The 15276-nt window shown below is 46.2% G+C and carries 11 protein-coding genes; 3 read left to right on the forward strand and 8 right to left on the reverse strand.

Annotated features, from left to right (window positions below; translation table 11 throughout):
* Together AC5V8P_RS14420 and AC5V8P_RS14425 are read left to right on the forward strand one after the other, a co-directional pair.
* On the forward strand, positions 1 to 814 hold an 814-nt coding region (locus AC5V8P_RS14420), incomplete at its 5' end, for a 3'-5' exonuclease (RefSeq protein WP_495473693.1).
* A gap of 290 nt (positions 815 to 1104) precedes the next feature.
* Positions 1105 to 1866, forward strand: coding sequence for an SDR family oxidoreductase (locus tag AC5V8P_RS14425; RefSeq protein WP_064796663.1), 762 nt, complete (start codon positions 1105 to 1107; stop codon positions 1864 to 1866).
* A 111-nt stretch (positions 1867 to 1977) separates the two neighbouring features.
* Here AC5V8P_RS14425 and AC5V8P_RS14430 read toward each other — a convergent pair whose 3' ends face one another.
* The gene (locus AC5V8P_RS14430; RefSeq protein ID WP_064796782.1) at positions 1978 to 3312 is read right to left on the reverse strand and encodes an SMI1/KNR4 family protein; all 1335 of its coding nucleotides are present in this window, start codon (positions 3310 to 3312) and stop codon (positions 1978 to 1980) included.
* A gap of 320 nt (positions 3313 to 3632) precedes the next feature.
* Positions 3633 to 4421 carry a GNAT family N-acetyltransferase gene (locus AC5V8P_RS14435; RefSeq protein WP_064796664.1) on the reverse strand — a complete coding sequence of 263 codons (789 nt, stop codon included), beginning with the start codon at positions 4419 to 4421 and terminating at the stop codon, positions 3633 to 3635.
* A 453-nt stretch (positions 4422 to 4874) separates the two neighbouring features.
* Here AC5V8P_RS14435 and AC5V8P_RS14440 point away from each other — a divergent pair, with 453 nt between their 5' ends.
* A complete protein-coding gene (locus AC5V8P_RS14440) occupies positions 4875 to 6845 on the forward strand; it encodes a glycosyl hydrolase (protein WP_064796665.1) in 1971 nt (656 codons plus the stop codon).
* A 207-nt stretch (positions 6846 to 7052) separates the two neighbouring features.
* Here AC5V8P_RS14440 and AC5V8P_RS14445 read toward each other — a convergent pair whose 3' ends face one another.
* The 6 genes from AC5V8P_RS14445 to AC5V8P_RS14470 all read right to left on the reverse strand — a co-directional run.
* A complete protein-coding gene (locus AC5V8P_RS14445) occupies positions 7053 to 8732 on the reverse strand; it encodes an ABC transporter substrate-binding protein (protein ID WP_064796666.1) in 1680 nt (559 codons plus the stop codon).
* Between the two features lie 42 nt (positions 8733 to 8774).
* Entirely contained in the window at positions 8775 to 9713 is a 939-nt protein-coding gene (locus AC5V8P_RS14450) for a carbohydrate ABC transporter permease (RefSeq protein ID WP_064796667.1), read from the reverse strand.
* A gap of 14 nt (positions 9714 to 9727) precedes the next feature.
* Positions 9728 to 10681 (reverse strand): ABC transporter permease, encoded by a 954-nt coding sequence (locus tag AC5V8P_RS14455; RefSeq protein ID WP_064796668.1) that lies wholly within the window; start codon positions 10679 to 10681, stop codon positions 9728 to 9730.
* 87 nt (positions 10682 to 10768) lie between these two features.
* Positions 10769 to 12319 carry a response regulator transcription factor gene (locus AC5V8P_RS14460; RefSeq protein WP_064796669.1) on the reverse strand — a complete coding sequence of 517 codons (1551 nt, stop codon included), beginning with the start codon at positions 12317 to 12319 and terminating at the stop codon, positions 10769 to 10771.
* Positions 12316 to 14097, reverse strand: a complete 1782-nt coding sequence (locus AC5V8P_RS14465; RefSeq protein ID WP_064796670.1) for a sensor histidine kinase — start codon at positions 14095 to 14097, stop codon at positions 12316 to 12318. The genes AC5V8P_RS14460 and AC5V8P_RS14465 overlap by 4 nt, the downstream gene beginning before the upstream one ends.
* A 130-nt stretch (positions 14098 to 14227) precedes the next feature.
* A partial coding sequence (locus AC5V8P_RS14470; RefSeq protein WP_495473694.1) for an alpha-galactosidase occupies positions 14228 to 15276 on the reverse strand: 1049 nt, incomplete at its 5' end.

The following is a 15276-nucleotide window of genomic DNA, read 5'->3' on the forward strand; positions in this document are numbered from 1 at the left end:
TAAGGAAACGATGCAAGAAAGTCTGGAGGAGCTTGAAACGGCAGCCAAGCGATTTGACACCGTGGAGGCATTCGTCAGCTTTGCGGACGAGCTTTCGGAGCGCCACCGCCAAATGGAATCGCTCCGCAGAGAGGAAGACAGCGATGCTGTTCGGCTCATGACCATCCACCGCGCCAAGGGACTGGAGTTCCCTTGCGTATATTGGATCGGGGCCAGCGAAGGCATCCTGCCACACAGCTCGGCTCTACACAGTGAGCTGCCGGAGGATCGTCGGGCAGGTGCCGCCCCCGCAGTGGCCGTGGATAACGAGGCCGCGCTGGAAGAAGAGCGCCGTCTCGCTTACGTGGCCGTCACCCGGGCGAAGGAGTTGCTGTACATCACCTCCCCCGCCTCCAATCACGGCAAGCCTGCCGCCGTGTCGCGCTTCCTGCTGGAAGCCTATGGGGTCACCCCTGAGGCTTCCAAACCAGAAACGCGCCGCAGCAGCTTTGGCCAACCGAAGGCTTCCGGGTATGGCAGCCGGAGCGGCGGCGGTGCGACAGCGTCTGGGACCGCAACCTGCGTGAGCAGCAGGCCGGGATCAGCCTCAGCCGCCACTACAGCACGGACGACCTCGGCGACAGCTAGGTCACAGACAGAGCCACGCGTCAATGTGCCTGTGTGGAAATGCACGGACGCCGCCTGCAAGGCATGGATGCGGCGCGAAACCGTAGGTGGGCGCCGCACAAATTCGGCGAGTGCAGGCACGCCGCCAGTGTGTCCGCTCTGCTTCTCCCCGATGACGGAGGGAACGCGCAGTATCCCGGCCAGATGAGTGCGGGACGTGTAGCTAGATAGAGCTGCGCTTCCACTATTCCCGTCATTTACGGTCCGATTAGTTCAGATCTATAATGAGATTTTAAAAAAAGCACTGTCGTTCATTTTTCAGCAGCCTGACGAAAATAAATTTTAGACAGATTAAATAAAATAAAAAACGGTAGACTAGGATATGAAAATAAAGTCCTGATCTGCCGTTTTTTGATATATCATTTTATCTAAGGAACCCTTCATTCATTCCAGATAAAATTTCGTTGATGACTGAATTCTAAAAGGAGAGAAAACTTAATGAAACTTTCAGGAAATACAATACTCATTACCGGTGGAAGTACTGGAATTGGATTAGCTTTTGCGGAACGATTTTTACAAGCTGGAAATAAAGTCATTGTTTCTGGACGGCGTGAACATGTACTTCAACAAGCAAAAGAGAAATTGCCTAACCTCATTACTCATGTAAGTGATTTGAATATGGAGTCCGAGCGTATAGCATTGTCGGAGTGGGTAACTGCCAACTATCCAGAAGTAAATGTGTTAGTTAACAACGCTGGTATCCAACAACGTTTTAATGTGTTAAAAACGGATGCAAAAAACAATTGGGATTATTTCAGCAAAGAAATTACCACTAACATTGAAGCACCTTTCCATCTATCCATGCTATTCGCTCCATATTTTGCAGCAAAAGAAGAAGCGACTATCATTAACGTCTCTTCTGGGTTAGCTTTTACGCCGTTTGTGATTGCTCCGATTTATTCAGCAACAAAAGCGGCCCTTCATTCATTTACAATCAGCCTAAGACACCAGCTTTCTGATACGTCCGTAGAGGTAATTGAAGTTGTCCCGCCAGCAGTGAATACAGATTTAGGTGGAGCAGGGTTGCATACGCATGGAGAACCGTTAGCTGACTTCGCAGATGGAATTTTCAAAGGATTAGCAGAGGGAAAAATAGAAATCGGATATGGTACCTCTGTGCCTCGCTTACGCATGTCACGAGATGAAGTCGACGAACACGTAGAAAATATGTATAAGGCAACGAAAAATTCAATAGAATAGCTCGCTTATGGGGCTGTCCTTTTGCGGGATTGCCCTTTTTTCACTTCGCTTTTTATTGATTTACCTTGTAGATTGACTGGCACGTTATTCATCATTTCCAAATCTCATTTCTCACGATTCGCCCTTATCAAAATAATCATCTGGCAAATGCAGTTCTCGCAAACAACCGATAAATTTTTCTTTGAAATTCGGATTTCTTTTATATTCCGACCATACCGATTTATAATAAGGCAGCAACTTCTCATGTGGAATAATGCCCCAGTATAAAATCGAGTTTTTCAGAACCTGCGGGTCGCCTCCCTTCAACATCTGTTCAATAATCTGCCAGCTTTCCAGCTTGTTCTCGCAACTGCGCGCGGCATAGATGGCCGTGGTTTGCATGTTCAGGTCGGCATGACACAGAAAAGGCGCAAAGTTCTGGAGCGTAATTGCGTCGTAATCCTCCAAGATATACCCTGCATAACGCAACGTTTCTACATCGCGAATCCTGTCAAGCCTTTGCAAGATCAGTGGAATAAATTCCGGTAAATTCGCTGTTTTTCTGGAAGCATGTAGAATCATTAAAGCTTGCAAAAACTCCTCATGTTCATCCGATTGCAACAGCTCCAGAAGATATTTCCCACCCGTGTCAAAAGAAGTTTTACAGATTAGCCGAATGGCTGTGGCCCGATTTTTTGGGCTTTGCTCCGCAATATTTTTCAGAAAACCAAGGGTTGGCTGCGAGACTTTCTTAAACTTGAACATAGCCTCAAGTGCTTTAGCTTGGATTTCCTCGTTTGGAGTTTTCCGGTAAATCTCAATCAGCGCATTCTCATCGCCTGGCATTCGACTGCCAAACCACCCGATATCATAATCCAGAATAATTTCATCCAGCCAGCGCTCATACCAGTCCAGAAAGCTATCTTCATAGACAAAGAAAAAAGGATGATCGGGATAAAAACCGGAGGTGTACACAATTCTCCCCCTGTGTTTGCCTTCAAGTACGAGATACATGTCGTATTCGCAACCTTGGGTGCCTATGCACAACATGCCGCCCAGCACCTTATTACGGGCGTCGTCGTATTCTTCATCAGGGATGTCCTCATCCGAGGTCAGGGGTTCCGTCAGGTGGTTCCATTCCTGTTTGGTCATCGCAGGATACAGAACGGATTTTGCAAGGAGTGCCTGGCGCTCGGTGTAAGAAGTTGCCTTTTCAATTGAATAAATTCCATAATAGGGTCCGGCGCCTCCATTGCCGATATTCGTTAAAAACTGTGCGTAAGGCTCAGGAAGGGTAACTTGATTATGAGCTTGCCAGTCCGCCAGCGCTTTGGCTGTAAGCTTCTCATTGACCTTATATTGATGTGGGGATGCTCCAAACACCGAGAAATCCGTGTCTTGGCGCATGGCCTGATCCAGTTTGTTTTTTATTCGATCCAGTTGCGTTTCGTTCTTCCCAAACCACAATGGAAAGTGATCACGCATAAAATGAGTTAACGTATCCTCTAAATTTTGATGCTGTTTCATATATTGAAACAACATGTCCGACGTGAGCACGATTTTAGAGTCTTCGATACTAATAATCCAAGACGGTGGCTCCTCAGGACTATAACTAAATTCAGTAACAATGCCGTATGCTACACCTAGTTTATCCATTCTCTTATGTAAAATTTGATGGATATCACCAGTCAGTTGATGAACATTAATATCATTCTGTTCCAGGGCCCTCTTCCTCCTTCGTTGTACTTCTCAATCGACTCGCAACATCCGGCCTAGTTCGTCAACCACTAGAATAGTTTAAAATCAACCATCGTCTGTTCAGCTGTAACCTCATAGCCTAAGCTTTTGTAAAGATGTACAGCAACCTGGTTCTCCTTCAGCACTCCCAGATAGACATCTGATGCAAGCGCCCTGCCCAGCTTAGTGAGTTGGCTCGTTAAGTGCTTTGCTAGTCCTTTTCCTCTGTGAGCAGGGCTTGTATATATGTTTCCGAGCTCCACAAGCTTAGAATCATAAAAGTGGAAGCCGCCTGCGGCAATCAAATGACCGCATTCCTTGATCCCAAAGAAAGGATATTGTTCGAGTTCGCTTCTCACAAAAAATTTCATGCCCCCATTTTGTAAAAAATCCACTATATCTGAAACCTCATTTTCCCTAATTAACTCAGCCAAGTTAGAATCAAGCAGTTTCGATTGATCCATATGCTTCATTGTTAAGAAATGTTGTGGGTTACCGGTTATGAGCCCATGCGACTGAAAAAGTTGTAGGTCACGATCACACAGAATTGTACCACAAACGGAATTTTGCCTAAGTTGAATGGTTTCCTTCGTAAAAGCAATAAGAGCTGGAAAGTTAAGGTTTTCTCGGTTTAGACAGTGGAAAGAAAATGCAGGGAAGGAGAGTCCGCAAAAGTATGCCAAAACCGCCGTCAGCTTGTCTTCAACATATTGACCTACGAATTTAGCCTGTTCTTTACGTTGAGTTAAATAGCTATAGAACAACAAGTGTTGGGCTCTATGGATTTGGTCCGTTAATTGATTAATAGCTTCGTCGGTAAGCAATCGATGAGAAATCATGTATTAGTCCCTTTCATTGCCATATGGATAGTATTTCTATTGGCATGATACCACAAATTAAAACGATCCTTTTGACTTATCCCATATAGCCTTAACATCCGGGGTTATAACATTTCAAAAAATATGAGGATTATTTACCATCGGATTATTAAAATCCATAATTTAAGGATGATTTTTTCCGAAATTCATTGTATAGTTCCTGCCTCGCCTCTAATTTATGATGAAATTAAAGCGAGGTGAGGTGCTAAAAAATTAACGGCAAATATTGAAAACGCATGCAAAAAAAGAAAGAATGCTTCAAAGTGCAAGCTGGTCCTTAATTACCTGTCACCGATTACTTCAAAATTACTTCAAAGTGTACTTCATATGTATATTTTATTGAAAGCGTTTTCTGAAGTATGTGTTGCAGATCAATTGAGGCGGCAACATCTAATAATTCAAGGAGTGAGTCATATGCCAGACCCATGGAAAAGAAGGTTTTTCGGTATTCTCAGTTTTGTGCTCTTATCCTTTTTGTTGGTATCTCTCGATTTAGTTCCAACCTTAGCAAAAGCAGAATCAGCTCACTTGGTCACCGATGTGGATGGTCGAACGGCGATGAATGCAAGTCAAGGTTTATCCACTAACGGCAGCCCCTTTTCAACGGTCGTCAGCTCCAAAGAGGCACTTCTTCAAGGTTACGGCGTAGAAAAACGGGATACACCCTATACCGGCGATACGTTTTATAAAGGTGATGGCTATGTATCTTTCTTTTATGACTATGGCTCAAACTCTGGCAAGTCTGATGGAACGGCTACATTTAAAATAAACGTGCCTACAGCAGGTCTATATAGACTGAGCCTCGGCTACTACATTCCGGCGGGCACCGGCTCCAAGGATACCAGCATCGAGGTCAATGGCACCATGACTGAAAACATAACGCTGGCTGCTCCTCCAAAAGGTGCATCGATGAACGAGAAAGTAGTAACCAAGATCATGCTGAATGCTGGAACCAACGAGCTGACTTTTTCAAGAGGCTGGGGATATTACGGGATCGAGTATGTAAAGGTTGAATTCGCCAATCTGCCTGCTGCAATCAGCAAAATTGAAGCCGAAGAGGGAGCCATAACTGGCGAGGTCAACATAGAAGCGACTGATACGGGGTATTCTGGTACCGGTTACGCAGCCTTTAAAGGCACAGGTTCGCTAACTTTTGCCTATAACGCAGCCTCAAGCGGACTTTACAATCTTGCAATCGGTTACAGTAACCCCAATGGAGATAAAAAGACCCATTTGGTGGTCAACGGCCAGACCAGCGAAATATCGCTCCCGGCAACAGCAAGCTACACAGAGGTATCCGGCGGTAAACTTATGCTGAATTCGGGAAACAACACGATACAGTTCAATGTCGACTCGGATCGATATCATATCGACTACGTCAAGCTGTCAGCAGTGTCCCCTCCTAAACTGCATCAGATTGAGAAAAAGCCAGTAAACCCAAATGCGACTGCGGAAACCAAGGCACTCATGAGTTATCTCGTCGATAGTTACGGTAGCCATATTCTTTCCGGTCAGCACACTCTGGAGGATGCCCAGTGGATTAAAGACCATACCGGAAAGTACCCTGCTATATTATCAACGGACATGATGGATTATTCCCCCTCTCGCGTCGAGCATGGTGCCACCTCAACTGAGGTGGAAAAGGCGATTCAATGGGCCAAAGAAGGTGGAATTGTCACGTTTGCATGGCACTGGAATGCCCCCAAGGGATTGCATGATATTCCCGGCAAAGAATGGTGGCGTGGGTTTTATAGCGACTCAACTTCATTCGACGTTCAATATGCGCTTAACCATCCCGAGTCGGAAGAGTATCAGCTAATCCTGCGGGACATCGATGCCATTGCTGCTCAATTGAAACGGCTCCAAGATGCTCACGTTCCAGTGCTGTGGAGACCGCTGCACGAAGCGGAGGGCAAATGGTTTTGGTGGGGCGCCCAAGGGCCAGACTCCGCCAAACAGCTGTACCGTATCATGTACGACCGTCTAACACACTACCATCACCTGAACAATCTGATCTGGGTATGGAACTCCGAGAGTCCCGACTGGTATCCAGGGGACGATGTCGTCGATATTGTAAGTGTGGATATCTACAACCAGGCGGCTAATTATAACCCAAGTATTGGCAAGTACGACAGCTTGGTGAATCTCGTGCAAGACAAAAAGCTGGTTGGTCTGGCCGAAAACGGCCCGATTGGCGATCCTGAACTGCTTCAAGCATATTCAGCACATTGGCTCTTTTTCATCACATGGACGGGCGATTTCGTCCGCAACGGACAATATAATTCACTCGATCATCTCATAAAAGTGTTCAACAGCGATTACGTGATCACGAGGGATGATCTTCCTCAAGACCTGTTTACTTCGTCCAAGAATGAAGCGGAGTAAGGCGCTCTTAACGTATCCGTAACTGTAACCTTCCATCCAGCACCATGAAGCAGTCTCTAAAGAACAGCGGCCACCTCAGAAAGTAACCGAGGTTGGCCGCTGTTTGTACTTTAAGCAAATGTAGTCTATCGCAAACCTTAATAGAAAAGGACCGTCTCCTCTCCAATTGGAAAGTGGAAACGGCCCTGTTCTTTTATGCAAAACGAATTAGTTGGTGGACCATAGCTTAATCCGATTCTGAATATGTTTGGTAAAGGATTGTTCCATTTCTTGTACTCCGGCTTTCTCCAGCTCTGCCATATAAGCATCCCAAACCTTATCGAAGTTTTCCGGCTTGGTCATGACCGCTTCCGGAATCCGTTTCCATGTAATATCCTTCATCTTGGCTCCGAGGATAACAGCTGGATCGTCATTGGGAAGAGACATCGTGTATGCTGCCCCGTATGCTCTAGGCGGAAATTCCTCTTCTTTCGGAAACAGATCTTTCCAGTGTTCTATCTTATAGCCCTTCAGGACTTCCTTCTCCGACTTGTTATAGGTTGCTGTCAGCATCTCCGGATAACTGCGAGTAAAGTAGTTGCCAGTTGAGTCTTTGATGCCATCACCATAATGGACCATCAGGTTCCAATATAGACCGATTCCGGACTCCTTTTGGAAAGCTGCATTGTCATTGTTCATCCGTTCCAGCACAGCCGGAATAATCGTCCGTTTGCCGTCTTTAACCGTGTATTGCTTTCCTTCAATTCCCCAGTTATTCAGGACTTGCCCCTCTTCCGATGCCAAAAAGTCGAGGAACTGGATAGCACGTACCGGGTCCTTGCACTTGCTAGAGATCGAGATTCCATATCCCCCATCAAAACCAGGGAGCCAGAAGTTGGTATCCTTATATTCCTTGCTCATGGTGACTGGATAATGACCGTACGTTTGGTCGAATTTGCCCTCCGCTTTCAGCGCATTTTGTCCGTCGCCATAGTCCCACTCTGGATCGGCCAAGCCTAGTACACGTCCTGAAGCTATCTTCGCCTTAAACTGGTCTGTCTTCTGTACGAAGCTTTCTGGGTCCAGCAATCCAATGGAGTTCATGTGATTCAACCAGCGGAAATATTCCTTTTCTTCCGGCCGGCGGAAATGGTAAGTCGCTTGGTGTGTTTTTTGATCGATGAAGTATTCGCCGTCGTCTGGTCCCCCGGTCGTTTGAAATCCTGAGTTGGTTACCTGGTACATATGCCAATCGTCGGCATTTAGAGACAATCCGATATTTTTGTTGCCATTTTCGTCCGTTGGATGCTTGGTGATATAGTCCTTAATGACTTTTTCAAAATCCTGCACCGTACGAATGTCCGGGTATCCCGCTTCCTTGACGACACGATGCTGGAGTTTAAATCCTACGTCAGGCTTGATTTTCTTCTCCTCGACAGCGGACCAGGTCGGAATCACATAGATCGATGGGTCGTCCAAACTGTACTTTGTCCGAACAAGCTTGTCACCCAGCATTTTTTTGATGTTTGGTGCATGCTTGTCGATCAAATCCGTCAAATCAATGATTGCGCCAGCATCGACAAGTTTGCCGACATCCGCCTTAGCAGCGATTAAATCAGGATAGTTTCCTGTGGCTGCAATCAAGGAAATCTTTTGGACCGGGTCGCCGACAGCGAATTCAGCATCTAGAGTTACTCCCGTTTTTACAGCGATGACCTTACCGACTTCATCCTTCATGTTATTCCAATTTGTACTGGAGTCTTCCGAGAAATAGGTAAGCGTGATGTCTCCTGTGGTTACGGCCTTGGTAGCCTCAGATGCTTTATTACCGCCGCACCCTGCAAGGGTCGCGACTAAAGTTAATGACATTACGAAAGATACGACCATTCTATGTTTTTTTGGCTTCATGGAGCAAAACCTCCCATTATAATGAATGTTTGCTGCTTCGTTTTAGCTCTTTACCGCTCCAAGCGTCATACCTTTAACAAAATATTTTTGTAGAAAAGGATAGACGATAAGAATCGGCACGGTAACAATGATGGTGATTGCCATTTTAACGGATTCCGGTGAAACCTGTGCCATACGCTCCGCCATATTGGCAGCGTCTTGGGAATTGGTTGCGCTTGTTGTCGTACTTTGCAGAATTTTCATCAATTCATATTGCAGGGTCGTCAACGATTCGTTGGACCCATTAAACAGATAAGTATCGAACCAAGAGTTCCATTGTCCTACTGCCAAGAAGAGCGCTACGGTCGCTAATGCTGGTTTGCAAAGAGGAAGAATAACGCGCCAGTAGATCGTAAAATCGTTGGCACCATCCAGCTTGGCTGATTCCTGTAGCGCATAAGGCAGACCGTCAATGAAGGAACGAATAATGAAGACATTAAACGCACTTACAAGACCTGGTAAAATATAGACAGCAAATGTATCAATTAAATGCAATTCCTTCATCAGGATAAAACCTGGAATTAACCCTCCTGAAACATACATGGTGACGGCCAGAAAAATTGAGATGAACCTTCTAGCTTGAAAATCACTTCGTGCAAGTGTATAAGCAAGCATCGAACCGCTGACTAGGCCCGCTACGGTGCCAATGACGGTTCTCAGAAAGGAAATTTTGAACCCAGTGATTAACCCCTCATAGGTGAAAATCAAATCGTAATTCTTTAACGTGAATTGCCTTGGCCAGATAGTGATCCCACCTCTAATGGTGTCTACCGAATCGTTAAAAGAGATAGCTAGCACATTTAAGAACGGGTAGATCGTCAGAACAGTGACCACAATCATGAAAACATAAACAACTACCCCCAGGATTCGGTCTTGTAGTGATTTCGCCTGAAGCTTGTTGTTTAATCCGCCGACCGGCGTAGTGCTTTTGACAGCCTCCATGTCCATTCTCCTCCTTACATAATGCTCTCGTTGGTATAGCGCTTAAAGATTCCGTTAGCCGCAAACAATAGGATCAGGCTTATCACCGAGTTAAAAATGTTAATGGCCGTTCCGAAAGAATAACGTCCCATCGCCAGACCATAATTAAGCGCATACAAATCAAGTACTTCAGAGTAATCGATGACCAGGTGATTGCCCAGCAGAAATTGTTTCTCGAATCCCGTACCGAGCAGATGGCCAATAGACATAATCAGGAGAATGATAATGGTCGGCCGGATCCCCGGCAGCGTAATGTGCCACATTTGTTGTAATCGACTAGCGCCATCCACCCGCGCAGCCTCGTATAATTCAGGACCAATACCGGCGATGGCAGCCAGATAAATAATGGCGTTCCAACCGGTTTCCTTCCAGATGTCTCCAAAAGTTACAACCCACCAAAATAATTTACCTTGGGCCATAAACTGGACTGACTGATCGATGATGCCTAGACCCATGAGCACATCGTTTACGACACCGCCATCCGCTGAAAGCATTTTGGTGACAATGCCTGCAGCAACTACCCATGAAACAAAGTGCGGTAGGTAAGATACGGTCTGAACAAATCGTTTTACAACCTGAATACGAACCTCGTTGAGCAGTAGAGCAAAGACAACGGGTACAATAAAGCCAGCAATCAGTCCCATAAGGCTCATTGCCAGTGTATTTCGCAGCACTTGGTAGAAATGGTCGTCCCGGAACAAAGTACGAAAATGCTCCAAGCCTACCCACTTCTGTTCAAAAAAGCTCAAACCGGGTCTATATTTCTGAAAAGCCATTGTCCAACCCCATAGCGGCAAGTACTGGAAGATAAAAACCCAAACAACAAACGGAATGGACATGTAGTAAAGATACCGCTGGCTTTTAAATACCTCCCAAGCATTCCTCTTTTTTTTGTATGTTTTTTCCGAAACTGCTGTTACCGCTTTCATTTCTGTCATCCCCTCTCTTAAAATCCATCATAAGACAGAGAGGAGTCAGCGCCCATACAACGGATTTCGGAGAAAATCATCCACAAATTATGGATTCCTATATTCCGACGGTGAACGGCCTTCATACCTTTTAAATTTGCTGTAAAAGTAGTTGACGCTCGTATAGCCGACACTTTCAGCGACCTCGTATACTTTCATTCCCTGACCCAGCAGCTCCTTGGCCTTTTGGATACGGACTCGGTCCAGGTAGGTATTAAAGTACTCGCCCGTCTTGTTCTTAAAAAGCTGGCCCAAATAGGCGGTACTATAGTTTAGCAGCCCGGCTAACGCCTCCAGCCTCAAGTTGTCTGCATAATGCTTGTGAATGAAGTCGATCATTTTTTTGAATTCCTGTTCCTTTCCACGAGAGTCAGAGTCTTGCGCCAATGTTAGCAGGAAACGGTGGGTCTCTTCCAAAAGATCATGCAGATGATCATGCTGGTAGATCCCATTCAAAAAACGGGAAACTTCCTCCGTCTCTTTCAATTCAATACAGAAACCCGCGGTCAGCTTGTGAATGATCGCATTGGATAGAAAAAAGAACGACTCTTTGATCGACTTCTCGTCTTGCCCCTGTTTGAGAAAAAATGCTGCCGCCTCGTTCAATAACGGCAGTATGGCGGCTTGGTTTCCTACTTCCAGACTGTAATACAGGCGGAAGATGAATTCCTCCATCGTATCCTCAGCTTTATCAGCAGACAATCGTGGGGAATCAAGCGCAGGAGAAAAGAAAGGATACGGACCTAGCAGTCGATTCTTCTCACTGAAAAAGGATTGTTTTACCGCTTCCTGGGCCTTAAAAAAAGATTTGCAAATATCTTCAGGAGCAGATACTGCCCCTCCGGTTGCAGCGGCGAACCTAACATTATCCGCAGCATTACGAATCTCATTGTGCAGAATTTCACGTCGTTCTCTTCCGCGCAGCGGCGTGTTGAGCAGCAGGACTGTATACGGTAGGATTACTGTGACAAGCCCCATTATCTGCCCCTCGATCTTTGCCTTCAATCCGTGCGAAAGCTGGTATGCGACATCAGAACGGTCTACTTCAGAAACACGCGGGTAGACGACCACGACTTCGTAGCTGGTCCATAACAAATCCGCTTCTATTGCTTTACTTCTCAACTTGGCGGGATCTTCGGTTTTCCCTTGAGGGACAAGCAGACTGTGCAGGTATAAATCACGATTTATAACCTCTCTCTTACGCCATTCCTCTTGAAGGCGCTCCTCTTCGATCCGCTCGCGTATCTGTTTTAAACTGGACGACATTTCATCAATGTCCACCGGTTTAAGGAGATAGCCGAACACCCCGTATTTAATCGCTTGTTTGGCATATTCGAAGTCGGCATATCCACTGAGGATCATAAAATGCATATGATGACCGCCGGATCTCAAGTGCTCAATCAACTGTAGGCCATCCATAACTGGCATGCGGATATCGACGATTACGACATCAGGAGCTTTTTCCTCGATGACTTCCAATGCTTCTTTTCCATTGGCTGCCGTAGCTGTAACGATACATCCGAGACTTTCCCATGGAATCAGCGTTTGAAGCCCTTGACGAAGCTTCGGCTCATCGTCAACGATGACTACCTTAATCATGCGGATTCACCCCCAGGTATGAAAAACTGTATACAAGTGCCTTTCCCAGGCTCACTCTCAATATGTAAGGCACTAGAGGTCCCATACAGTAAGACGAGACGATCATTTACGTTTCGTAGTCCAATTCGCTGGACCTCCTGTTCATGTACGGATGCAGCGAGCTCTGCTCGTACAAGGGCGAGACGATCGTCCGGGAAACCGGCGCCGTTGTCACACACCATAACTCGAACCCCCTCCGGGATTTTCTTAACTTTCACTTCAATAACAGCTCCTTCTGCTTGATTATCCAGACCATGTACAATAGAATTCTCCACCAATGGTTGGATAATTAGAGGTGGAACCAACGTTTCCTCCACATCCGGATCAACCGTTACGCGATACTCCAAACGGTCTTCATACCGGAATTTTTGAAGATCAAGATAACAGCACACTTGCTCAAGCTCTTTACGCAGTAGGATCTTTTCGTTACCAGCCTCCAAACTGCTGCGCAACAACGCGCTCAACTGCCAAACTGCTTTAGCAATATCGTCCTGTTGACGAATGTGGGCCTCCATTCTGATGGACTCTAGAGAATTGAAGAGAAAATGCGGGTTGATCTGGCTCGCCAGCATTTTGAACTTGATCTCGTTTTGTCTTTGCTCCACCAGGTTTTTCTGGCGATTCGTCTCTTGAACCTCCTGAACCAGATGGTTTACGTTGCTGACGAGCGCGTTAAATTCCCTCGATAGTAGACCAACTTCATCTTTTCCGTCGATATGGAGATAGGTTTCCCATGAACCCGCCCCTACTTGGATCATATGTTTGCTCAAGCGAAGAAGCCTTCTGGATAGTAGCGAAGCAGAAGCATAGATAAGTAAGGCTGCAAATATCAGACTAGCTGTGATCGCGATTCCGCCGAGCCATATCACTTGATTAGCATCTCGTGTAATTTCAGAAACGGAAAAAACGGAAATGATGCGAAGTCCATTCCAGCTGTTTTGCGGAGTTAGATTGGCGATTACCACTTTCGATGCTTTTCCGTTAATGAGTGTGTTGTAACTTCCTTCCTGTTGGAAAAGTATATTTTCGTCAGCATGAATTTCAGAAAGATTCTTCCCGAACAACTCTGCTTCATTGGACGCGACAATCCGATTCCGGCTATCCACGATCAAGGTAGGGAACGATTCCTGATTCAGGATTGAATTTAATTGGCGCTGGTTCACATTTATGACCAGAACCCCTTTTCGCCCTGGTGAATCCACTGAAAATGAACGAATCAGGCTAAGATAATCGGCATCGTCCCTCTCATCCTTGATTAAGTTCCAGCCGGCCAATCCTTTCTGCGCGATGGCCTCCTTGTACCAATCTGCGGTTGTGATCCTATCATCCGGCTGGATAAATTGCCAATTGTTAAGTGCTCCAGGATTAGGGACATAGACACGGATGCCGGATATCTCTTTGTACAACTGGAGGTAGTCACGAATACCTGTATACTCCCGGTAGGCCTGAATGACTTCGAGGTAGCTGTCATACTTCTGGCTGGCTACCATTTTCATCCGATTGTCATTGGTCAGCCGGTATGAGATGTCTAACGGCACTTTGATCAATTCTTCTGTACGATTTCGGACCCGTCCAACATTGTTGGACACTTGCATAAAGGCGTCCTTAATGACGGCCTCTCGAAGCTTCCCTGTCAGAAACAGGCCACATAACAACAAGGGAAGAACAGCTACCGAAATGAATGTCAGCGTCATTTTCTTTCTCAGTTTCATGTCATTCATCATTCGTATAAAAAACATGGCTTGCCCTCCCCGATCAGTACGCTGATACGCGCAAAATGCCCCTTTTCATACAAAAAGGGGCATGCATAACTCAATCGATTGTTTTCTATCTTTCGCCAATTGTACTGTTGTACTGATCCTTTAAGCCTTAAGCCTTGTTGGAACTTAATGCCCGAAGCCTGAACCATCCACTTTCATAGTCTTTCTGTCTGTAGACAAGAGGGAGGCCCAACTTCATAAGCCGATCCCCCCCATGGATAGACTTTTGCCCGCTATTTCCTGACTGAACTTCATATTCGAGTTCTGGATTCAGTCCATCAAGGCGCAGAGCTCGCCAAGGCGCGTTCGGGACAGCCATCACTTGGAAATAGTAGACGATGGCATCCTCTTGGTTTTCAGAAACAAACATCCAAGCCGATTCGTTTTCTTCAAACGGGCTCTTTAGGCGATACAAGTCACCTTTCTGTACTAAGCCACGTATCTGCTTGTAGACTGCGATTTGGCGTTTGACTGTCTCTTTTTCCTCATCGGTGAATTTCGTGAGATCAAGCTCATATCCAAAATTTCCGGACATGGCCACATCACCTCGAAAATCAAGGGGGGTTATGCGTCCAACTTGATGATTCGGAACGGCCGACACATGCGCTCCAATGGCGCTTACGGGATAGACAAGGCTAGTTCCATATTGAATCTTTAGACGTTCCGCCGCATCGGTGTTATCACTAGTCCAGACTTGAGGCATGTAGTAAAGCATGCCTGGGTCAAAGCGTCCTCCGCCACTTGAACAGCTCTCAAAAAGAATATGCGGGAAATCGGTAGTGATGCGCTCCAGCAGCTCATACAATCCAAGAACATAGCGATGGGCAGTCTCGGATTGGCGCTCCGGCGGCAGTTCGGCTGAACCCATTTCTGTCAGACAGCGATTCATATCCCATTTCACGTAAGAGACCGGGGCGCTGGAGAAAATGGCTGCCAGCGAATCGTAGATGTAATCGCGCACTTCCTTGCGAGTATAGTCCAGCACCAGCTGCCATCTGGCTTCGCTACGTCTCCGCCCTGGAACATGAAGACACCAGTCCGGATGTTTCCGGTACAGCTCACTGTCTGGGGAGATCATCTCCGGCTCGAACCAAAGCCCGAATTTAAGTCCCAATTGATTGATACGTTTCGCAACATCCGCGAGTCCGTCTGGCAGCT

This window comes from Paenibacillus sp. N119s, assembly GCF_059447605.1.

Bases quoted from the DNA above. Each gene is read 5' to 3' on its own strand.
- AC5V8P_RS14425 (WP_064796663.1), top strand. From the start codon at position 1,105: ATGAAACTTTCAGGAAATACAATACTCATTACCGGTGGAAGTACTGGA.
- AC5V8P_RS14435 (WP_064796664.1), bottom strand. From the start codon at position 4,421: ATGATTTCTCATCGATTGCTTACCGACGAAGCTATTAATCAATTAACG.
- AC5V8P_RS14440 (WP_064796665.1), top strand. From the start codon at position 4,875: ATGCCAGACCCATGGAAAAGAAGGTTTTTCGGTATTCTCAGTTTTGTG.
- AC5V8P_RS14445 (WP_064796666.1), bottom strand. From the start codon at position 8,732: ATGAAGCCAAAAAAACATAGAATGGTCGTATCTTTCGTAATGTCATTA.
- AC5V8P_RS14450 (WP_064796667.1), bottom strand. From the start codon at position 9,713: ATGGAGGCTGTCAAAAGCACTACGCCGGTCGGCGGATTAAACAACAAG.
- AC5V8P_RS14455 (WP_064796668.1), bottom strand. From the start codon at position 10,681: ATGAAAGCGGTAACAGCAGTTTCGGAAAAAACATACAAAAAAAAGAGG.
- AC5V8P_RS14460 (WP_064796669.1), bottom strand. From the start codon at position 12,319: ATGATTAAGGTAGTCATCGTTGACGATGAGCCGAAGCTTCGTCAAGGG.
- AC5V8P_RS14465 (WP_064796670.1), bottom strand. From the start codon at position 14,097: ATGTTTTTTATACGAATGATGAATGACATGAAACTGAGAAAGAAAATG.